This is a genomic window from Paraburkholderia sp. 35.1 (genome assembly GCF_050436525.1).
GTDB lineage: Bacteria > Pseudomonadota > Gammaproteobacteria > Burkholderiales > Burkholderiaceae > Paraburkholderia > Paraburkholderia tuberum.
In genome coordinates, this window is sequence record NZ_JBNDMJ010000002.1 from 2,007,883 (window position 1) to 2,025,271 (window position 17,389).

The 17,389-nt window shown below is 63.5% G+C and carries 16 protein-coding genes; 11 read left to right on the forward strand and 5 right to left on the reverse strand.

Features of this window, described 5'->3' with window-relative positions; translation table 11 throughout:
• Positions 1-23: 23 nt before the first annotated feature.
• Together OKW27_RS15165 and OKW27_RS15170 are read left to right on the forward strand one after the other, a co-directional pair.
• On the forward strand, positions 24-962 hold the full coding sequence (locus OKW27_RS15165; protein WP_090805964.1) for an ABC transporter permease: 939 nt from the start codon (positions 24-26) through the stop codon (positions 960-962).
• A gap of 213 nt (positions 963-1,175) precedes the next feature.
• Positions 1,176-2,168, forward strand: coding sequence for a sugar-binding protein (locus OKW27_RS15170; RefSeq protein ID WP_090805965.1), 993 nt, complete (start codon positions 1,176-1,178; stop codon positions 2,166-2,168).
• 811 nt (positions 2,169-2,979) lie between these two features.
• Here OKW27_RS15170 and uppS read toward each other — a convergent pair.
• Positions 2,980-3,720 (reverse strand): polyprenyl diphosphate synthase, encoded by a 741-nt coding sequence (uppS, locus tag OKW27_RS15175; RefSeq protein WP_090805968.1) that lies wholly within the window; start codon positions 3,718-3,720, stop codon positions 2,980-2,982.
• Positions 3,721-3,962: 242 nt separating this feature from the next.
• Between uppS and OKW27_RS15180 the strand changes: the two genes are divergently transcribed.
• Positions 3,963-4,100: a hypothetical protein gene (locus tag OKW27_RS15180; RefSeq protein ID WP_429333970.1), complete on the forward strand. Its 138-nt coding sequence runs from the start codon at positions 3,963-3,965 to the stop codon at positions 4,098-4,100.
• Positions 4,101-5,205: 1,105 nt separating this feature from the next.
• On the opposite strand, the gene ribA is transcribed toward OKW27_RS15180, so the two are convergent.
• A complete protein-coding gene (gene ribA, locus OKW27_RS15185; RefSeq protein WP_090805969.1) occupies positions 5,206-5,856 on the reverse strand; it encodes a GTP cyclohydrolase II in 651 nt (216 codons plus the stop codon).
• Between the two features lie 338 nt (positions 5,857-6,194).
• On the opposite strand from ribA, the gene OKW27_RS15190 reads away from it, so the two are divergent.
• Entirely contained in the window at positions 6,195-6,638 is a 444-nt protein-coding gene (locus OKW27_RS15190) for a CBS domain-containing protein (RefSeq protein WP_090805971.1), read from the forward strand.
• Between the two features lie 956 nt (positions 6,639-7,594).
• Here OKW27_RS15190 and OKW27_RS15195 read toward each other — a convergent pair.
• Together OKW27_RS15195 and OKW27_RS15200 are read right to left on the reverse strand one after the other, a co-directional pair.
• On the reverse strand, positions 7,595-7,936 hold the full coding sequence (locus tag OKW27_RS15195; RefSeq protein WP_090805972.1) for a DUF4148 domain-containing protein: 342 nt from the start codon (positions 7,934-7,936) through the stop codon (positions 7,595-7,597).
• Positions 7,937-8,239: 303 nt separating this feature from the next.
• Complete coding sequence (locus OKW27_RS15200; RefSeq protein WP_429333971.1) at positions 8,240-8,869, reverse strand: DNA-3-methyladenine glycosylase; 630 nt, start codon at positions 8,867-8,869, stop codon at positions 8,240-8,242.
• Between the two features lie 370 nt (positions 8,870-9,239).
• Between OKW27_RS15200 and OKW27_RS15205 the strand changes: the two genes are divergently transcribed.
• Together OKW27_RS15205 and OKW27_RS15210 are read left to right on the forward strand one after the other, a co-directional pair.
• Positions 9,240-9,599, forward strand: a complete 360-nt coding sequence (locus tag OKW27_RS15205) for a BON domain-containing protein (protein ID WP_429333972.1) — start codon at positions 9,240-9,242, stop codon at positions 9,597-9,599.
• A 298-nt stretch (positions 9,600-9,897) separates the two neighbouring features.
• Entirely contained in the window at positions 9,898-10,980 is a 1,083-nt protein-coding gene (locus OKW27_RS15210; RefSeq protein ID WP_184069344.1) for a calcium:proton antiporter, read from the forward strand.
• A gap of 35 nt (positions 10,981-11,015) precedes the next feature.
• Here the strand turns inward: OKW27_RS15210 and OKW27_RS15215 are convergent, their stop codons facing one another.
• The gene (locus OKW27_RS15215; protein WP_018420889.1) at positions 11,016-11,909 is read right to left on the reverse strand and encodes a LysR substrate-binding domain-containing protein; all 894 of its coding nucleotides are present in this window, start codon (positions 11,907-11,909) and stop codon (positions 11,016-11,018) included.
• 492 nt (positions 11,910-12,401) lie between these two features.
• Here OKW27_RS15215 and OKW27_RS15220 point away from each other — a divergent pair, with 492 nt between their 5' ends.
• The 5 genes from OKW27_RS15220 to OKW27_RS15240 all read left to right on the forward strand — a co-directional run bounded on the left by OKW27_RS15220 (position 12,402) and on the right by OKW27_RS15240 (position 17,379).
• Positions 12,402-13,496: an ABC transporter substrate-binding protein gene (locus OKW27_RS15220; protein WP_187610264.1), complete on the forward strand. Its 1,095-nt coding sequence runs from the start codon at positions 12,402-12,404 to the stop codon at positions 13,494-13,496.
• A gap of 5 nt (positions 13,497-13,501) precedes the next feature.
• Positions 13,502-14,485 carry an ABC transporter permease gene (locus OKW27_RS15225; protein WP_429334611.1) on the forward strand — a complete coding sequence of 328 codons (984 nt, stop codon included), beginning with the start codon at positions 13,502-13,504 and terminating at the stop codon, positions 14,483-14,485.
• On the forward strand, positions 14,482-15,375 hold the full coding sequence (locus OKW27_RS15230; protein ID WP_429333973.1) for an ABC transporter permease: 894 nt from the start codon (positions 14,482-14,484) through the stop codon (positions 15,373-15,375). The genes OKW27_RS15225 and OKW27_RS15230 overlap by 4 nt, the downstream gene beginning before the upstream one ends.
• A gap of 25 nt (positions 15,376-15,400) precedes the next feature.
• Positions 15,401-16,495: an ABC transporter ATP-binding protein gene (locus OKW27_RS15235; RefSeq protein ID WP_429333974.1), complete on the forward strand. Its 1,095-nt coding sequence runs from the start codon at positions 15,401-15,403 to the stop codon at positions 16,493-16,495.
• Positions 16,496-16,557: 62 nt separating this feature from the next.
• Entirely contained in the window at positions 16,558-17,379 is an 822-nt protein-coding gene (locus OKW27_RS15240) for a transporter substrate-binding domain-containing protein (protein ID WP_090805986.1), read from the forward strand.
• Positions 17,380-17,389: the final 10 nt, after the last annotated feature.

The window sequence follows — 17,389 nt, forward strand, 5'->3', positions numbered from 1 at the left end:
GGACGCATACTCGCTGGTCGGGAATGCTCGCAAGCCAGGTGTTCTGGGTCGTGCTGGCAACGATCGTCGCCTGTATCGCCCTGTCTTTCGCGACCTCGACCTTCGCGACCTCCGAGAATCTTTTCAACGTTACGCGAAACTTCGCCTTCGTCGCCATCGTGGCGCTGGGAATGATGGCGGTGATCGTCACGGGCGGCATCGACATTTCGGTTGGCTCGACGATCGGCATCAGCGGTATCGTGCTCTCGGTCGTCATGAACGCGGGCTACCCGATCTGGGCCGGTATCGGCATGGGACTACTGACCGCCGGGCTGGTCGGCCTCGTCAACGGCTTGCTCATCGCGTATCTCGGCATGCAGCCTTTCGTCGTGACGCTCGCCATGCTGAGCGTCGGCCGCAGCCTCGCACTCGTGATCTCCCGCAGCCGGACCATTTTCGATTTCGGCCCCGACGGCAGCAAGCTCCTCGCGCTCGGCGGCGGCGCGACGCTCGGCGTCGCCAATCCGGTGTGGTTCCTGATCCTGCTTGGGCTGTTGTTCTGGTTCGCGTTCGGCTGGACCCGCTGGGGCCGCTATGTGTTCGCGATCGGCGGCAACCGTCATGCGGCGACTCTCACCGGCGTACCGGTGCGCCGCATCGTTTGTTCCGTCTACATGCTCTGCGGCCTCATGGCGGGCGTCGCGGCGATTCTCGAAGTCGGCTGGCTAGGTGCGGTGACGACAGGCCTCGGCACGGGCGACGAACTGCGTGTGATCGCTGCTACCGTGGTCGGCGGGACCAATCTGATCGGCGGGGTTGGCAGCGCCTTCGGCACGATCGTCGGCGCGGCGCTCATCGAGGTCATCCGCAACAGCCTGATCCTGCTCGGCGTCGACGCGTTCTGGCAGGGCACGGTCGTCGGCAGCTTCATCGTCGTCGCGGTGCTCTTTAACAGGCTCGGTGGCGAGCGGCAAGGTGATTGAAATGTCGTTGGACGCGCCGGCCGCTTCCCGGCCGGTGCCGCGGGAAGGGGGTGCGGCCGGATTAAGCGCGGAACTGCCGCACGCATGGGTTCACAAGACCGCGAGGATCCGCTCCAAGGCCGAGTTCCGATTTCGGGCCTGACGTTGGATCGTTATGAAGACTGTGTAGGCCCACATGGGCACCGTAGAGCCGGCGCCGAACAGGAGGAAGCAATGAAGAAACTGTGGATGTGTCTTGCCGCGGCTGGAGGACTCGCGATGCTGGCGTCCTCTGGCTTCGCGGCCGATAAGACCCTTGCGCTGGTGGTGAAGGGTCTCGACAACCCGTACTTCGACCTCATGCATCAAGGATGCGAACGGGCGAACAAGGAACTCAACAAGGAAGGCTACAACTGCTACTACACCGGTCCCGCGACCGCCGCGGACGAGAGCGCGCAAGTGCAGATCATCGACGACCTGCTGACCAAGGGCGTCGCGAGCATGGCGATCTCGCCCGCGAACGCGCCGGCTGTGGCGGAGGTGCTGCGCCGCCGCGGCGGATCGGTCCCGATCATCACCGCGGATGCCGATCTGCTGCCGAAGGATGCGTCGCTGCGCAAGGCCTATGTCGGCACCGACAACTACGAACTGGGCGCCAAGCTTGGCGAGCAGTTGAAGATGCTGATGCCGAAAGGCGGCAATGTCTGCCTGGTGATGGGCAATCCGGCAGCGGAGAACATCAACCAGCGGGCCCAGGGCGCGCGCGATGTGCTCTCCGGGAAGAAAGGGATCACGAAGCTCGCTGGCGAGAACGGCTGGCATGAGATCAGTGGCTGTCCGCTCTACGTGAACGACGACGCCGCCAAGGCGAACCAGATGATGCAGGACACGCTGACCGCCCACCCTACCGGTCTCGACGCCTTTCTGCTAGCGGGCGGCTGGCCTCTCTTTGCGCCGCAGGCCTATTCGCAGGTTGTCGCGCCGATAATGGACAAGATCAAGAACGGCAAGTTCGTGATCGTCTCGGCGGATACGCTCGGGCCCGAACTGCAAGCGCTCAAGGAACACAAGGTGAATGTGCTCGTCGGCCAGCGGCCCGAGGAAATGGGCTACCGCGCCGCGATGGTCATGCGTGACCTCGCGGAAGGGAAGTCGGTACCTCCGGTCATTCACACCGGACTCGACGTCTGCACATGGAAGAACGCCGACACTTGCCTGAAGCATTGAAGGCCGGCGGCCCACATCATCACGATAACGCGCGAGCCGGATCGACACCGAGCCGACTCTGCGCTGCCTCAATGCATCGACGACACCATTTGCCTGCTCTTCCTGAAAGAGGCCGGGCGCGGCATTGAACACCAATAGCGCGCCGACAATGCACGCTTCGACACCTTCGCCGTTGATGCGCATCGTTAACCTCCGCCTTAAGTTGCCCAGGAGTACGCTGATTACATGAGAAATCCCACGGCTCGAAGCATCGCTCCGGTTTGTTCAGTCATCCCAAACATGACGTCGCTAAGCATCAGATAAGCTTCGCATCCTGGACTTCTTTCACGTTCTTCTCATTGCACCGCAGGGTTTTGACGTTGGTCAAATGACCCGGCGTCTCCGCATTGCAGCAACCACAGGCCAGCCCGCCTGAGCGAATCCTGCACGGCGAGCACCGAGTCCCAAGGAAATGCATGGACCGAACCTCCTTATAAGCCCAGTAGCCCATAGTTCGTCTCCTGCAAATCACAGCTTTTGAGCCAAATGTCGCTGGGTCGCGATAACTAAACAGAGCGTCTTGAATAATGCAGCATAATCTTCGCAAAATCTCGTTTGACCTGATCCAGTGTCGGAAACAGGCCTCGACGGCCTTAAGCACTTCGACGAGCGGGGAAAAGTAGCGGTTGCGCAATTCGCCAGTGGCGTGCCGCGATCGCGGCGCGGCTGACAGAATGGCACCGGCCATTTCGTACAGCAGGAGATTGTCTGAGTGACCCATCTCCTCCCGATAAAGTAGGCGTCTAGCATGAGTGAATACTTCACACCTCTGTCATGCATTTGCGCGCCCAAAACGACGTTCGCGCGCCCGATATGATGCGAGTGCGGCATCAAGCGCGGCGTCGTCAAAATCTGGCCAGAATATGTCGGTGAAGTAGAGTTCAGTGTACGCGAGCTGCCATAGCAGGAAGTTGCTGATGCGCTGCTCACCTCCGGTCCGGATCAGCAGATCGGGTTCCGGCGCGTACGCCATCGCCAGATATTGCGCGAAGCTGGCTTCGTCGACCGGCACGGCGTGACCATCGACGGCACTCCGTGCGGGTAGCTCGCTTATAGCGTGAAGGATATCCCAACGACCGCCGTAATTCGCCGCAATGGTCAGCGTCATACGTGTATTGTGGGCGGTTCTGATTTCCCCTCGCTTCACGAGCGCCCGAAGGTGCGCATCGAACGCCGATAGATCACCAACGACGCGCAAGCGGATGCCATTCTTGTGCAACCGTGCCGTTTCACGCTGTAGCGTCGCCCCGAACAGACGCATCAGGAACGACACTTCGTCCTCCGGCCGGCGCCAGTTCTCCGAACTGAATGCAAACAGCGTCAGGAATTCGACGCCGCGCCGCGCGCAGCCCTCGACGATCGCGCGGACCGCTTCGACACCCTTCACGTGACCGGCCACTCGGGGCAGCTTGCGCTGCGCCGCCCAGCGGCCATTGCCGTCCATAATGATTGCAATGTGCCGCGGCACGTCGGTCACGGCCGGTACGCTAACGGTCGAACTTTTATGGATCATGGGAACCGCCGCGAGTCAGGCGGAACACGAAAGTCCCCGAAGGTCATGAAGGTGCCCCTGGACTCTTTTCCTGGTGATCAACTCGACCGCCACCAAATCACGTGGACATCGGCTGGGCCACCGGACGAAATGGACAATCGTATGGTATGCAGACGAAACTGAAAGGATGCTTAAGACAGAGATACTCTCCAGGCTTTGTTCACGTATCGGCAGGTTTAAGGGGCCCGGCGATGATTTCGTTCATGAAAGCAGCCGCCCAACAGAACGATACCGCCGTCGACAACCGGCTCTCCTATGTTGGCTATCGATTTCCACCCGACGTGATCAGCTACAACCTGGACAGCGCGGCTGGGCCCAAACGCCATATCCTGGCAGGATGACAAGACGAAAAATAAGCAACGAGATCTGGGCGGCGCTGGAGCCGCCAGGCGATGCGACAGCTGCGTGAGCCACTCACGCCTTTCCCTGTGATAAGTATGGCGGTTGTAGACGCCGATGATTCCGGGCTGTACGTGGCCGAGGACTGCCTCGGCAATATCGTTGGGACATCCCAGCGTTGCAAGAAGCGTCCGAGTTGCGCGTCGAAGGTCGTGGGCGGACCAATGCGTGACGGGCAAGCGCGGGGGGTGTCCGGAATTTTGTGTAAACGGGTTGAGGTTTAACCCGGCACCAGCCGCTCTTCGAACTGGATCGCGAAGCGGTTCAGTGCGGCCTTCCAGTCGCGGATCGGCATCATCCACTTCTTGCTGATGTTGTTCAGGAAGACGACCAGCATCAAGCGCGTAATGCCAGGCGCTACCCAGGTCCATGCGAAGGCGCCGGCGTCGACCGGTACGACTCGAGGAAATCGAAAGCCTGGGCGCGTGTGACGGCTGTGACGCGCATATCCCTATAGGCCCCAGCATCGCCTTGAATATACGTGCGACCTCGACCGCTCCCTTTGTCTTCCGATTTACTTCTACATACCCTTCCAGATAGTCGCGGCACAGCTGTCTGACGGTGTAATCGCCTGGGTGCGCAGCCGCTGATTCCCGTTCTCCGCAGTGTCGAAGGTTCGGCACCGGAATCGCGTTCGACGCGCTTCGTTTGCCACTCAGCGATCGCTGCGGCAAATGAGGTCGACGGCCACTCACGAACTTCACCTGTCGCATGCGACCGTCGATCGGCGACTTATAGCGATACGTCCATGACTTGCGGCTCGTTGAAGCCTGGTAGGCGTAGGCCTGGAAATCCCTCAAACGTCATGTGCTCGCCGCTCGGCAGCCTGGCCACGGCACGTGCATCAAAGCGCATTCTTCCCTCGGCGCAGGTTTTCTGCATAACGGCACAAAAACCTATGCCAGCATCACAAGTTTGGGTAAGCGGAGACACGCATCGACACACCAACCGATGGGCCTGAAGTGTTAATATTTTTCTTAAAATTCAGTTACTTGCGGCATATCCCGGGAAGGCTTTGGCCTTACCGAGGCAAGCCTGAAAACAGGGCTATTCGTTCTCGTCGAAGTAATGCCCGAACTTCAACTGCTTCGTGCGGATATACCGCTCGTTTTCCTCGCGCATCGGAATCGCGAGCGCGACACGCTCGCACACCGGAATGCCGTGCTTCGACAGCGTGTCGAACTTTTCGGGATTGTTACTCATCAGCCGCACCGACGTGACCTTCAGCGTGCGCAGGATGCCCGCGGCCGAATCGTATTCGCGTGAATCGTCGGGCAGGCCGAGATCGAGGTTGGCTTCGACGGTATCGCGCCCTTGCTCCTGCAGCGCATACGCGCGGATCTTGTTCGACAGACCGATGCCGCGTCCTTCGTGGCCGCGCAGATACAGCAGTACGCCGCAACCCTCTGCCGCGATATAGCGCAGCGCGAGATCGAGTTGCTCGCCGCAGTCGCAGCGATAGGAGCCGAGCACGTCGCCCGTCAGACATTCCGAATGCAGGCGCGTCAGCACCGACGACTGGTTGGCGACATCGCCCATCACGAGCGCGAGATGTTCGGCGCCGCTGTCGACCACGCGAAACACATAGGAAGTGAACGTGCCGTAGCGCGTGGGCAGCGTGGCGGTGGCGTCGAGCACGACGCATTCGCCGGTGACGGCGCCGTCCGCTGCGGGCGATGGATCCTGAGACGTGAGCATGGCGTTGAACAATGGTGCTGGCATGAACCCGGTCGAGCCGGGGATAAGGTGTGGACTGCGAGTTTACCGCTAATCCGCATGCAGCACGTGGATGCCCCTTCGCTTGCACGGGACGCTGCCCCGCGACAAGCCGCACCCGGCAGACGCGCATCACGCGAAACACGAGCCCGAGACCCGAAACAAGCCCGCGCGGACCGCGTCGATCCAGCGGGCATCGTCCGGCGCGCCCGAGGTATTCCCGGTGTACCGCGGGCGCACGTCGCGCCTATACTGGTATCGCCTGTCCCTCACGACAGTGCGCCACTTCGGCGTGCTGCATTGCGAAACGGAGCCGCTCCATGACAAGCGTTGCACAGCTTCTTAAAACGAAACCGAACCCCTCCGACGTCTACACGATCGGCGCCGACGATTCCGTCTACGAGGCGATCCGGTTGATGGCCGAGAAAAGCATCGGCGCGCTGGTGGTGACGGACGGCGACAGCATCGCCGGCATCATCACGGAGCGCGACTACGCGCGCAAGATCGTGCTGATGGACCGGTCGTCGAAGGCGACGCCGGTGCGCGACATCATGAGCAAGGCGGTGCGCTTCGTTCGTCCGAACCAGACGACTGAAGAGTGCATGGCGCTGATGACCGAGCGGCGCATGCGTCACCTGCCTGTCATCGACAACGAGAGGCTGGTCGGCATGGTGTCGATTGGCGACCTCGTGAAGGACATCATCGCGGAACAGCAGTTCACGATTCAGCAACTCGAGTTCTATATTCACGGCGAACGGCTCTGACAGGCAGCACGGTTTTCGCTGAGCGACACCGCATCGATCATCCGCGCGGGACCAGACGATCGGGTAGGAGGCGGGGTTGCCCCCGCCGTCCTCCCACAACACCGGACGTACGGATCACGTATCCGGCGTTTCCTGACGACTGGATTGCTCCAGCGAGCTTCGTTTCGTTCGTCGTGTCGCCTGTCGTTCAATGGACACCCCAACCTCTCTCAGGCTTCCGGCCGTCAAGTTTGATCGCAGGCTCCCGGCTGTGCCGAGACTTGTGCCCAAACGCTCAGAGAGCACGCGTGACTATCCACTCTCGTCAGGTTCGGCCCTTCACTGCTCCGGTTCCGAGCCGCTACTATGGCCTCTGCTGACTCCCGCCAGCCCATCCCGGCACCTTGCGATGCCAGTAGCACAAGGCAGACTGACGGGGCTCCCAGGGTAATGCGCGCGACCTTCCTGCTTATGCCTGTCGGATCTACGTCGTGGCGTTCCGTGCAAGTATTGGGCTTTACAGATCTTGGACTGCTCACCCCGCCACACCGCCTGATATCCGCTTCCTGTTCGTCAGGCCAGCATTTTGCCTGCGGCTTCCTTCAGATTCCGCCTTACGACGGACACCCTTGCCGTTCAGCTAGCACTTCCCCTTGCCGGGTGTGCAGAGGACTTTCACCCCCAAGTCATCCGGCTCGCCACCACAGCGGGTCGGACAGCGCCAGTCACGGCGCTACGCGCCATGCCTGGCGCACCAAAAAAAGCCCAAACCTCTAAGAGCTTGGGCCAAGCTACCTTGCGGCAGCGGAGGTTCCTTCGGAAAGAGGAACGCAACGCGCGCGGATAACACGCTCTCGGGCGCATGAGTGCGGCGCGCTCGTTTGAAACAGTACCGGGTATGAAACGCTGTGTGCGCCGTCAAACGACGCGCACACAGATTCTGCTGCCTGCTTAGTTACCGAAATTAGTTACCGAAATTAGTTACCGAAATAGACGCTCTTCGGGCCGCTCATCGGCTGCTTCATGCCGCCCGCCTGGGTCGATCCGCTCATCGGCGCGCCGTAACCGCTGGTATCAGCGCTCGGCTGGGTTTGCGCGACGGCCGGATTTTGCGCTTGCACGCGCTGCTCGGCGGCCTGGATGTCGGCCGGATAATTCGGGTCGCTCGAGGTCGACGGGTTGTAGCCCGCGTGCTCCAGCTGGATCAGTTCGCTGCGGACTTCCGCGCGGGTGACCGGCTGCTGGCTCGACTGCGCGAACGATACGACCGGCGCGGCGACAAGGGCCGCAATGGCAACTGCCTTGATCAGCGATTTCATGGTGACTTCCCTCCAATGTGGTTTTATCTGCATCGCCGACACTTCGGTGTCCAGCGAATCACTTGAGTCTAGTCACCGCACTGCCAAGGGAAAACCCTTAATTTAGAGATAGAAAATTGCTCGGTTCGCAACGATCTCGGGAAATATCGTGGAACCGCCTCCGTTAGCATGATCTTCGGGGTAACAATTGCCCGGATCGTCACCTTTGCGTCTGATGTTTCCGAAATACGTCTGATCGAAGAAAAAATTCGCCCGCCCCGCACGCCGAAACGTCTGAATCGATGTACGCGCGTAGCTGCGACGTCATGCGCCCGAATGCGGAATCGTCAGTAGCTTGCGCGGGCCGCTGACGAACGCGCTGCCCGGCTCGAAAAATCGCAACGGACGGTGCATCTCGCGCGACAGGCCGATGCGCGTCGTCACGCCGATCGGCGCGTCGCCAGTCTCGATCACGCCGATCCATAGCCCCCGCCCCGTACACAAATCGCGGCCGTCGAACCCCTGGCCGATGTCGAACGCCACCGTCAGCCGTCCGGGTCCGCGCGCGAGATCGCGCAGCGGCACGCCGGGACGGCGCGCTTCCATCAGCGCGAGTCCTTCGAGCGGTTCGATCGCGCGCAGCAGGATGCCGGCGCCGACCTCCTCCGCTTCGGACGACATGTTGAGCATGTAAGACACGCCGTAGGTCAGCCGCACATAAGCATGACCGCGCGCGAGGAACATCGACCCGTTGTACGGACGACGTCCGATGAACGCATGGCTCGTCGAGTCGCCGAGCGGATACGCCTCGGTCTCGACGATGCGTCCGCTCAGGCGTCCTTCGGGCAGATCGTGCACGAGATATTTGCCGACCATGAAGCGCGCGAGTTCCACGGTATCGATCGGCAGATCCTCGCGGCGCAACGGTAGGATCGGAAGAGCTTCGTTTCGCATGCGCTGGGTGTCCTTGAGTCGGTGCTGAAATCGGTGCTGAAACCTACGGCCTCGCGACAAGCGCGCAGTCGCCCCACTCCCACGTCATCGACCGGTTGCGCTCGACAAATTCGTTGTACCGAAGCCTCATTTTCTGCGCCATGGAAGTCAACATGGCACCAATTGTTGTATTGTGTTCATCCGGCCGGTCACACGGCCGTTTGCATGTTTCGGCGCGCGCTTCGCGGCTCGCTGAAACCGCGTGTCGGCTGAAAGCGTTCGCAGACTGCTGTACCTGTTCCATTGGCATGGAATCCCGCCGTACCCGCTGGTGTAAAAAAAATCGATCCCATCCGGGGATCGACGTTCTACGACAACAGGAGATGGTTGAATGAAAGCATTCTCGGCAATCAAGATGATCGGCGGCGCGCTGGTCGTTCTCGCTTCCCTCAATGCGTACGCGCAAAGCAGCGAGGCGGCCGCGACCGCAGCGCCGGCGGCAACGGCACCGACCACCAAGCAGACTCGCGCGGCTAATCGCGCGCTGCAGAAGAAGGTCCGCGCGACGCTCGCACGTACGAAGGGCCTGACCGTCGGCAACATCACCGTGCGCGCACGCGAAGGCGCCGTCACGCTGGAAGGCTCGGTGCCGGAACAGGCTCAGATCGAACTCGCGACGAACGCCGCTCAAGGCGTGGCAGGCGTGACGTCGGTGAAGAGCGCGCTGTCGATCCGCGCGATGGGCCAGTAATCCGGTCGAACGGCCGAAGAAGTTGCGGTAACAGCAGCAAGCTGGCGTCGACGGCGGAAAGCTCCGCCGCGACGCCAATTCACCCTCCGATGCAGCGCTCGACACCATTGCCTCACGACCCGGCGATTCCCCGCGCCCCCGAAACCGCGATATTTTTAATGCGCTACGCGCGTCGCGATGACGACCCGACCGCGTGGCGACGGCTTCTCGTAACGAGTTATTCCCGATAATTTAATAGCTTAACGCCACTTGTTAAGATATTACTTCAAGTTTATACATGCACCGAAAGGAAGGCCGCATGACTTCGTCCGCGACCGTCTTGCCTCGTTGGACTCTCGTCGCGCCGATCGTTAGCTGGATCGTGCTCGGCGCCGCCTACGCGATGCCGGGCAACACGCTGCTGCTCGCACTGGCCGGCATGTCGCTATGCGCGGCCGTGTTTGCCGCCGTGCATCATGCCGAAGTGGTCGCGCATCGCGTCGGCGAGCCGTTTGGCACGCTGGTGCTCGCGGTCGCCGTCACGGTGATCGAGGTGGCGCTGATCGTCTCGGTGATGCTGACGTCCGGTCCCGAGAAAGCCGGCCTCGCGCGCGATACGGTATTCGCGGCCGTGATGATCGTCTGCAACGGGCTCGTCGGGCTGTGTCTGCTGGTGGGCGGCATCCGCCATCTGGAACAGGACTTCCAGAGCCGCGGCGCGGCGGCCGCGCTGGCGGTGCTCGCGTCGCTGTCGGTACTGACGCTCGTGATGCCGAATTTCACGACCACCAGCCCCGGGCCTGTCCTGTCGCCGTCGCAGCTCGCGTTTGCCGGCGTGTCGTCGCTGGTGCTGTACTGCGTGTTCGTGTTCGTGCAGACGGTGCGCCATCGCGACTACTTCCTCGCCGGCGTGCCCGACGAAGACGTCCATGCCGAGCCGCCCGGCGCGCGCCTCGCCGCCATCAGCGGCGTGCTGCTGCTCGTGAGCCTCGTCGCGGTCGTGCTGCTCGCGAAAGTGCTGTCGCCGGTGGTCGAGTCAGCGGTGCTGAGCGCGGGCGCGCCGCCGGCGGTGGTCGGTATCGTGATTGCGTCGCTGGTGCTGTTGCCGGAAGGACTCGCGGCGCTGCGCGCAGCGCGCGCCGACCGTCTGCAGACCAGCCTGAACCTTGCGCTCGGCTCATCACTGGCGAGTATCGGCCTGACCATTCCCACCGTTGCCGGCGTGTTCCTGTACATCGGTCAGCCCATCGTGCTCGGCATCGATGGCAAGGACATGGTGCTGCTCGCGCTCACGCTGGTGGTCGCGACGCTGACGCTCAGCACCGGGCGCACGACGATTCTGCAAGGCGCCGTGCATCTGTCGCTGTTCGCGGCTTATCTGTTTCTGTCGTTCGCGCCGTGACGCGATGCCTTATCCGGCACGGGCGGACGGCAACCTCACTCTTCCCAATGCTCGGCGATCCAGTCGCGGAACAGATTCAGCTTCTGCTGTTGCGCGACTGAGTCCGGATACACGAAGTAATAGCGCCAGCCGGTCTTCAGCACCGTATCGAACGGCCGCACGAGGCGCCGGGCGGCGACGTCCTCGTCGATTAGCGCGAGGTCGCTGATCGCGACACCGAAGCCCTGCGCGGCGGCGTTGGTCGCCATGTCGAGCGTATCGAAGCTCGGGCCGAGCTCCGCGTCGATCGTCGCGGCGCCCGCCGAATCGGCTTCCGCGACTTTCGCGAGCCACATCTTCCAGTCGCGGTGATCGCGCGTCGGATGCAGCAGCGTGTGGCGCCCGAGATCGGCCACCTGCGCGAGCGGCTTGTCCTTCAGCAGCTCGGGCGTGCAGACCGGCGTCAGACGCTCCTCGAACAGCGACACCGCCTGCACGTCCGCACCGGGCGACGAACCGTAGATGATCGCCGCGTCGAACGGCTCGCTCTGGAAATCGACGTCGTGCTGCCAGGTGGTCGTGATCTGCACGTGCAGATCGGGATAGTCGGACTGGAAGCGCATGATCTTCGGCAGCATCAAGCGCATCACGCAGGTCGGCACCTTCAGCGCGAGATCGGTGCGCTGCCTTGTCAAGCGCAGCGACATTTCCTCGATCCGCGCGAAGCTCTCCTTGACCGCCGGCAGCAGCATTTCGCCCTCGGCGGTCAGCGTCAGCCCCTTTGCGTGCCGCTTGAACAGCGGAAACTTGTAGTACTCCTCGAGCGCGATGATCTGCCGGCTCACCGCGCCTTGCGTCAGGCACAGATGGTCGGCGGCACGCGTGAAGCTGCGATGGCGCGCGACGGTTTCGAAAATCTGCAGCGCGTTGAGCGGCGGTAGGCGTCGCATCAAAAGTCCAGGATCAGAAAAAATCATTGCTTGGCTGCGGCAGCGCCCCTCGCCGCCCTGCCCGCCAAGCCCACAGCATACGCGATCGGCTATGCGCGCACGAGTGGGCGCGCAGGCAAACCCGCATGCGTTCGACTCATGGCATGCGTGAAAAACGCCCGTACCGAGGAATGTCGCACCGGCGCGGTGCAAAAAAGCCTTCAGCAACCGCACCAGAACCGAGCTTTCCTCATACCTCGACGCGCGCTGGGATTCCTCAGCCAGATATGGACGTTAACCCGGATAAGCCATCGCCCGTAGCTTCCCGGCGCGTCGCCCAATCGCTCGCCACCGCGTTCGCCGGCGGCGAGCCATGAGCGTACGTCATGCGATCCATGCGCATATTTCGATTGTTGCGTGATTTTGGCAAACCTACAGTGCATCCACGCACGGTATATCCGGCAGCGGTCACGGCGAATCATGGGCAACGGGCGTTCAACACAGGAGACCGCCATGCAGCAGATCAAACGGGGTAGAAGGCAGGCCATCAAGACGATCGGTACGGCGCTCGCGGCATCCGCGCTGCCGATGCCGTTCCTCAATCTGCGCGCGCAGGAGCACAACTTCAGCGGCAAGACGCTGCGCATCCTGACATGGTCGGACGATACCGGCACGGCCGCGCTGCGCAACATCGCCGCGACCTTCACGGCGAAGACCGGCGCGAAGGTCATCGCCGACCGCGCCGACGGCACCTCCGGCATGGTCGCCAAAGTCAAGGCAGCGGGCGAGCGCCCCACCTATGACGTGATCACGCTCGCCGGCGTCGGCGCCTCCGGCCTCGCCGACGCGGGCCTGCTGATGAAGCCCGACCTCGACCGCCTGCCGAACCTGAAAGAAGTCGCGCCGCCATACCGCACCGGCGCGAACGGTTTCGGCGTCGGCTATCTGCTGTGGTCCGACGGCCTCATCTACAACACCGCGACGGTCAAGACGCCGCCTTCGTCGTACGAGGCGCTGTGGGACCCGAAATACGCCGGCCGCATTTTCCTGCCGCCGCCCGAATGGGCCGAAGCGGTCGATCTCGCGATCATCGCCGCGAAGATGAACGGCGGCTCGCAGCAGAACATCGAGCCCGGCTTCAAGAAGCTCGCGCAGCTCAAAGACCGCGTGATGACGCTCGGCGAGAACCCGAACCAGGTGGCCGACCTGTTCCGCACGGGCTCGCTCGACATCGGCGGCATCTACTCGCCCGCGTTTTTCCCGGATCAGATTCGCAAGCCCGAATACAAGATGGGCGTGACCTACGGCATGAAGGAAGGCTTCGCGACGCAACTGATGTTCACGGTGATTCCGAAAGCGCATCCGGGCGACACCGACCTGATCCACGCGTTCATCAATCACTCGCTCGACGCCGGTGTGCAAGGCCGCATGGCCGCCGATGTGCTGAACGGCCCAGTCAATTCGAAAGCGATGATTCCGGCCGAGAGCCGCGCGTTCGTGCCGAGCCCGCAGCAGATCGCCGAGAAAGCCGTGCTGCATGACGACAAGGCGCTCGCCGCCGTGCAGCCGGCATGGATCAAGCGCTACACCGAAATCTTCTCGGCGTAACCACGATGCTCGCGCGCTTCCCGCGGCGTGCCGCGATGATGCCGGACGAAGCGGCGCCGGGCCCGACGCCCGGCGGCGCTGCTTGCGCTTGCGCAGTCGTCGAGACTGCCGTGACCGACCCCGCTGCCGGCGCAACGACGCTCGCGAAAGCCCGGCCGTGGTTGCTGCTCGCGCCGATCCTGCTGTTTCTGGCGATACTCGGCGCGGCTGCGCTGGTCGTGCTGCGCATGAGCTTCGGCACGTCCGGCAATGAATGGCGCAGCTTCACGCTGCAGAACTACGCGGACCTGCTCGACGGCTACTTCCTGAAATCGTTGTGGCTGACGCTGCGGCTCGCGTTCCAGAGCATGCTGTGCGCGGTCGTGCTCGCGATTCCGGTCGCGCTCGCGATGGCGCGCACGACATCGCGGCTCGCGCGCCGGCTGCTGCTCGCGGGTGTGCTGCTGCCGCTGCTCGTCAATCTGCTGCTGCAAGGCTATGGCTGGCTCGTGATCCTCGGCCCGGCGGGTCTGCTCAATCACGCGCTGCTCGCGAGCGGACTCGTCGAGCGTCCGGTGATGTGGCTGTATCGCGAGCATGGCGTGCTGCTGGGGCTGATCCAGACCGCGTTTCCGCTCGCCGTGCTGCCGCTGTCCAGCGCGATGCGCGCGGTGTCGATCTCGTACGAGGAAGCCGCCGCGACGCTCGGCGCGACGCGCTGGCAAACGCTGCGTCACGTGCTGCTGCCGCTCGCGATGCCGGGCCTCGTGTCGGGCGCGCTGCTGGTGTTCGCGTACAACGCGAGCGCGTTCGCGGTGCCGCTGCTGCTCGGCGGCCGGCGTGTGCCGATGCTCGCGGTGCTGGTGCACGATCAGGTCGCGCCGCTCTTGAACTGGCCGGCCGCCTCCGCTTCCGGCGTGGTGCTGATGATCGCGACGCTCGCCGTGATGGCGCTGTCGCAACGGCTCGTGCGCCGCACCCAACGTCTGACCGGGGAGCCACACGCATGAGCACGCCGCTGCCGAGTTCGCACCTGCCGCGCACCGAACGTCGTTCGCCGCGCTTCCCGCGCCTGCCTCAGACGATGCCCGGCCAGCTCGGCCGCGCGACCGCGCTCGTCGCCGGCGTGGTGCTGTTTCTCGCCGCGCTGCCGATCCTGACGATGATCGCGATGTCGTTCAGCGCGGCCGACACGCTCGAATTCCCGCCGCACGCGTACAGCCTGCACTGGTACCGCGCGGCGTGGCACAGCTTCGTGTCACCGGACGCGACCGATACGCTGTCGATGGGCGCCGCGCTGAGCACGAGCCTCGTCGTCGCGCTAGCGACGATGCTGATCGCGACGCTGGTCTCCGTGCCCGCCGCGTACGCGCTGTCGCGCTACCGTTTTCACGGCAAGCCGGTGGTCGAGCAACTGGTCGCGCTGCCGCTCGTCTATCCGCTCGTGATGCTCGGCCTGTCGCTGCTGCTGGTGTTCAACGTGCTGCCGGTCGAGCTGGGCGTCGGCCGTCTGATCATCGCGCATGTGATCCTGGCGCTGCCGTTCACGGTGAAGAACTGCGCGGCGTCGGTCGCGTCGATCGGCCCCGAGTTCGAGGAAGCCGCGCTCGTGATGGGCGCGAGCCCCGGCCGCGCGCTCATCGACGTGGTGCTGCCGCTGATGCGCCCCGGCATTCTCGCCGGCATGCTGTTCGCCTTCATCGTGTCGTTCAACGAGTTCACGGTGACGTTCTTCCTGTACAGCATCGATACGATCACGCTGCCGGTGTGGCTCTATAGCCGCACGGTGTCGTCGCTCGATCCGACCGTGTTCTGTTTCGCGGTGGTCATCGTCGCGATCGACTTCGCGCTGATCTGGCTGCTCGAAAAGCTGATCGGCGACGAAGGCGTCGCGCTGTGAACCCGCCACCTTGCTGGAGCTTCCGATGACCCATCTGACCTTGCAGGCCGTCACGCGGCGCTTCGGCGCCGTGCATGCCGTCGACGACGTCGACCTGAGCGTGCCCGACGGCAAGCTCGTGTGCTTTCTCGGCCCGTCCGGCTGCGGCAAGACCACGCTGCTGCGGATGATCGCAGGCCTCGAAACGCCGACCGAGGGCAGCATCCATTTCGCCGGCCGCGACATCACGCGACTGCCGGCCAATCGGCGCGACTTCGGCATGGTGTTCCAGTCGCTCGCGCTGTTTCCGCATATGACGGTCGCGCAGAACGTCGCGTATCCGCTGAAGCTGCGCAAGGTCGCGAAAGCACGGCAAACGCGCCGCGTCGCCGAACTGCTCGAGCTGATCCAGCTGCCGCACATGGCGAACCGGCCGGTCACGCAACTGTCGGGCGGTCAGCGCCAACGCGTCGCGATCGCGCGCGCGATCGCTTCGGAGCCGCAACTGCTGCTGCTCGACGAACCGCTGTCCGCGCTCGACGCGAAGCTGCGCGAAGCGATGCAGGTCGAAATCCGCCTGCTGCAGCAACGCCTCGGCATCACGACGATCATGGTCACGCACGACCAGCGCGAAGCGATGACGATGGCCGACGAGATCGTCGTGATGGAGAAAGGCCGCATCGCGCAGGTCGGCAAGCCGCTCGACATCTACCGCGATCCGGTCAGCGAGTTCGTCGCCGACTTCATCGGGCTCGGCAACATTCTGCCGGTGCGGTACGACGGCGCGGGCGTCGTGAGCCTGCCGGGCGGACGGCGCATCGCGGTGACGCCGAACCCGGGCGCGCCGCTCGCCGATGCGCGGCAGCCGGGTGCGGCCGGCGACGCGATCCGCCTGCTGATTCGCCCCGAGGACATCTGCGTGAAGGCGGCCACGGAAGCACCGAACCCGAACCGGCTGCCCGGTACCGTCACGTTCATTCGCGACGTCGGCGCCTCGCTCGAAGCGACGATCGATTGCGTGGGCTTCACGCTGACCGCCGCCACCACGCCGCGCGAAACGCCCGGGCTCGCGCTCGGCATGCCGGTGCTCGCCGAGCTGCCGCCGCACGCGTGCAAGCTGATCGCCGCGCGCGCCGCCTGATACCCGAACCCATCACACGGCTTTGCCTGAATAACTACCGTATTACGACAGAGGAACCCATCATGAACCAGCGCCCCGCTCTCCAATCGACCCGCCGCGTGTTCGCGACGCTCGCCGCGACGCTCGCGATGACCGCGCTCGGCGCGCTGTGCGCACTGCCGTCGGCCGCGCATGCCGACGCGCTCGACGACATCGCGAAGTCCGGCACCGTGCGCATCGGCGTATTCGAGGACTATCCGCCGTTCGGCTCGATCGGTCCGGACATGAAACCGGTCGGCTACGACATCGACGTCGCCAATCTGATCGGCAAGGCGCTCAACGCGAAGGTCGAACTGGTGCCGGTCACCGGCGACAACCGCATGGCCTTTCTCGCCGACCACAAGGCCGACATGTTGCTGTCGGTCGGCCAGACGCCCGAGCGCGAAAAAGTGATCGACTTCTCGCAACCCTACGCGCCGTACTACCTCGCGGTGTTCGGCCCGAAGTCGCTGCCGGTGAAGACCGCCGCCGACCTCGGCGGCAAGTCGATCTCGGTCGCGCGCGGCACGCTCGAAGACCTGAGCGTGACGAAGATCGCGCCGCCGTCGGCGAACATCAAACGTTTCGACGATCCGAACGGCGCTATTTCGGCGTTTCTTTCTGGTCAGGTACAGTTGATGGTGGTCGGCAACGACGTCGGCGCGACGATTCTCGCGCGGCATCCGGCGAACGATCCGGAGCAGAAGTTCGCGCTGTTCAGCTCGCCCGATCACGTCGGTCTGAACAAGAACGAGCCGCGCCTGAAGGCGAAGGTCGACGAAACGATTGCCAAGGCCCGCAAGGACGGCACGATGAACGCGATCTCGCAGAAGTGGCTGCGCGCGCCGCTGCCGGCCGATTTTTGAAACCTGTGGC

Coding starts and splice junctions, on each gene's coding strand:
- OKW27_RS15165 (WP_090805964.1), top strand. CDS start 24: ATGCTCGCAAGCCAGGTGTTCTGGGTCGTGCTGGCAACGATCGTCGCC.
- OKW27_RS15170 (WP_090805965.1), top strand. CDS start 1,176: ATGAAGAAACTGTGGATGTGTCTTGCCGCGGCTGGAGGACTCGCGATG.
- uppS (WP_090805968.1), bottom strand. CDS start 3,720: ATGATCCATAAAAGTTCGACCGTTAGCGTACCGGCCGTGACCGACGTG.
- OKW27_RS15180 (WP_429333970.1), top strand. CDS start 3,963: ATGAAAGCAGCCGCCCAACAGAACGATACCGCCGTCGACAACCGGCTC.
- ribA (WP_090805969.1), bottom strand. CDS start 5,856: ATGCTCACGTCTCAGGATCCATCGCCCGCAGCGGACGGCGCCGTCACC.
- OKW27_RS15190 (WP_090805971.1), top strand. CDS start 6,195: ATGACAAGCGTTGCACAGCTTCTTAAAACGAAACCGAACCCCTCCGAC.
- OKW27_RS15195 (WP_090805972.1), bottom strand. CDS start 7,936: ATGAAATCGCTGATCAAGGCAGTTGCCATTGCGGCCCTTGTCGCCGCG.
- OKW27_RS15200 (WP_429333971.1), bottom strand. CDS start 8,869: ATGCGAAACGAAGCTCTTCCGATCCTACCGTTGCGCCGCGAGGATCTG.
- OKW27_RS15205 (WP_429333972.1), top strand. CDS start 9,240: ATGAAAGCATTCTCGGCAATCAAGATGATCGGCGGCGCGCTGGTCGTT.
- OKW27_RS15210 (WP_184069344.1), top strand. CDS start 9,898: ATGACTTCGTCCGCGACCGTCTTGCCTCGTTGGACTCTCGTCGCGCCG.
- OKW27_RS15215 (WP_018420889.1), bottom strand. CDS start 11,909: ATGCGACGCCTACCGCCGCTCAACGCGCTGCAGATTTTCGAAACCGTC.
- OKW27_RS15220 (WP_187610264.1), top strand. CDS start 12,402: ATGCAGCAGATCAAACGGGGTAGAAGGCAGGCCATCAAGACGATCGGT.
- OKW27_RS15225 (WP_429334611.1), top strand. CDS start 13,502: ATGCTCGCGCGCTTCCCGCGGCGTGCCGCGATGATGCCGGACGAAGCG.
- OKW27_RS15230 (WP_429333973.1), top strand. CDS start 14,482: ATGAGCACGCCGCTGCCGAGTTCGCACCTGCCGCGCACCGAACGTCGT.
- OKW27_RS15235 (WP_429333974.1), top strand. CDS start 15,401: ATGACCCATCTGACCTTGCAGGCCGTCACGCGGCGCTTCGGCGCCGTG.
- OKW27_RS15240 (WP_090805986.1), top strand. CDS start 16,558: ATGAACCAGCGCCCCGCTCTCCAATCGACCCGCCGCGTGTTCGCGACG.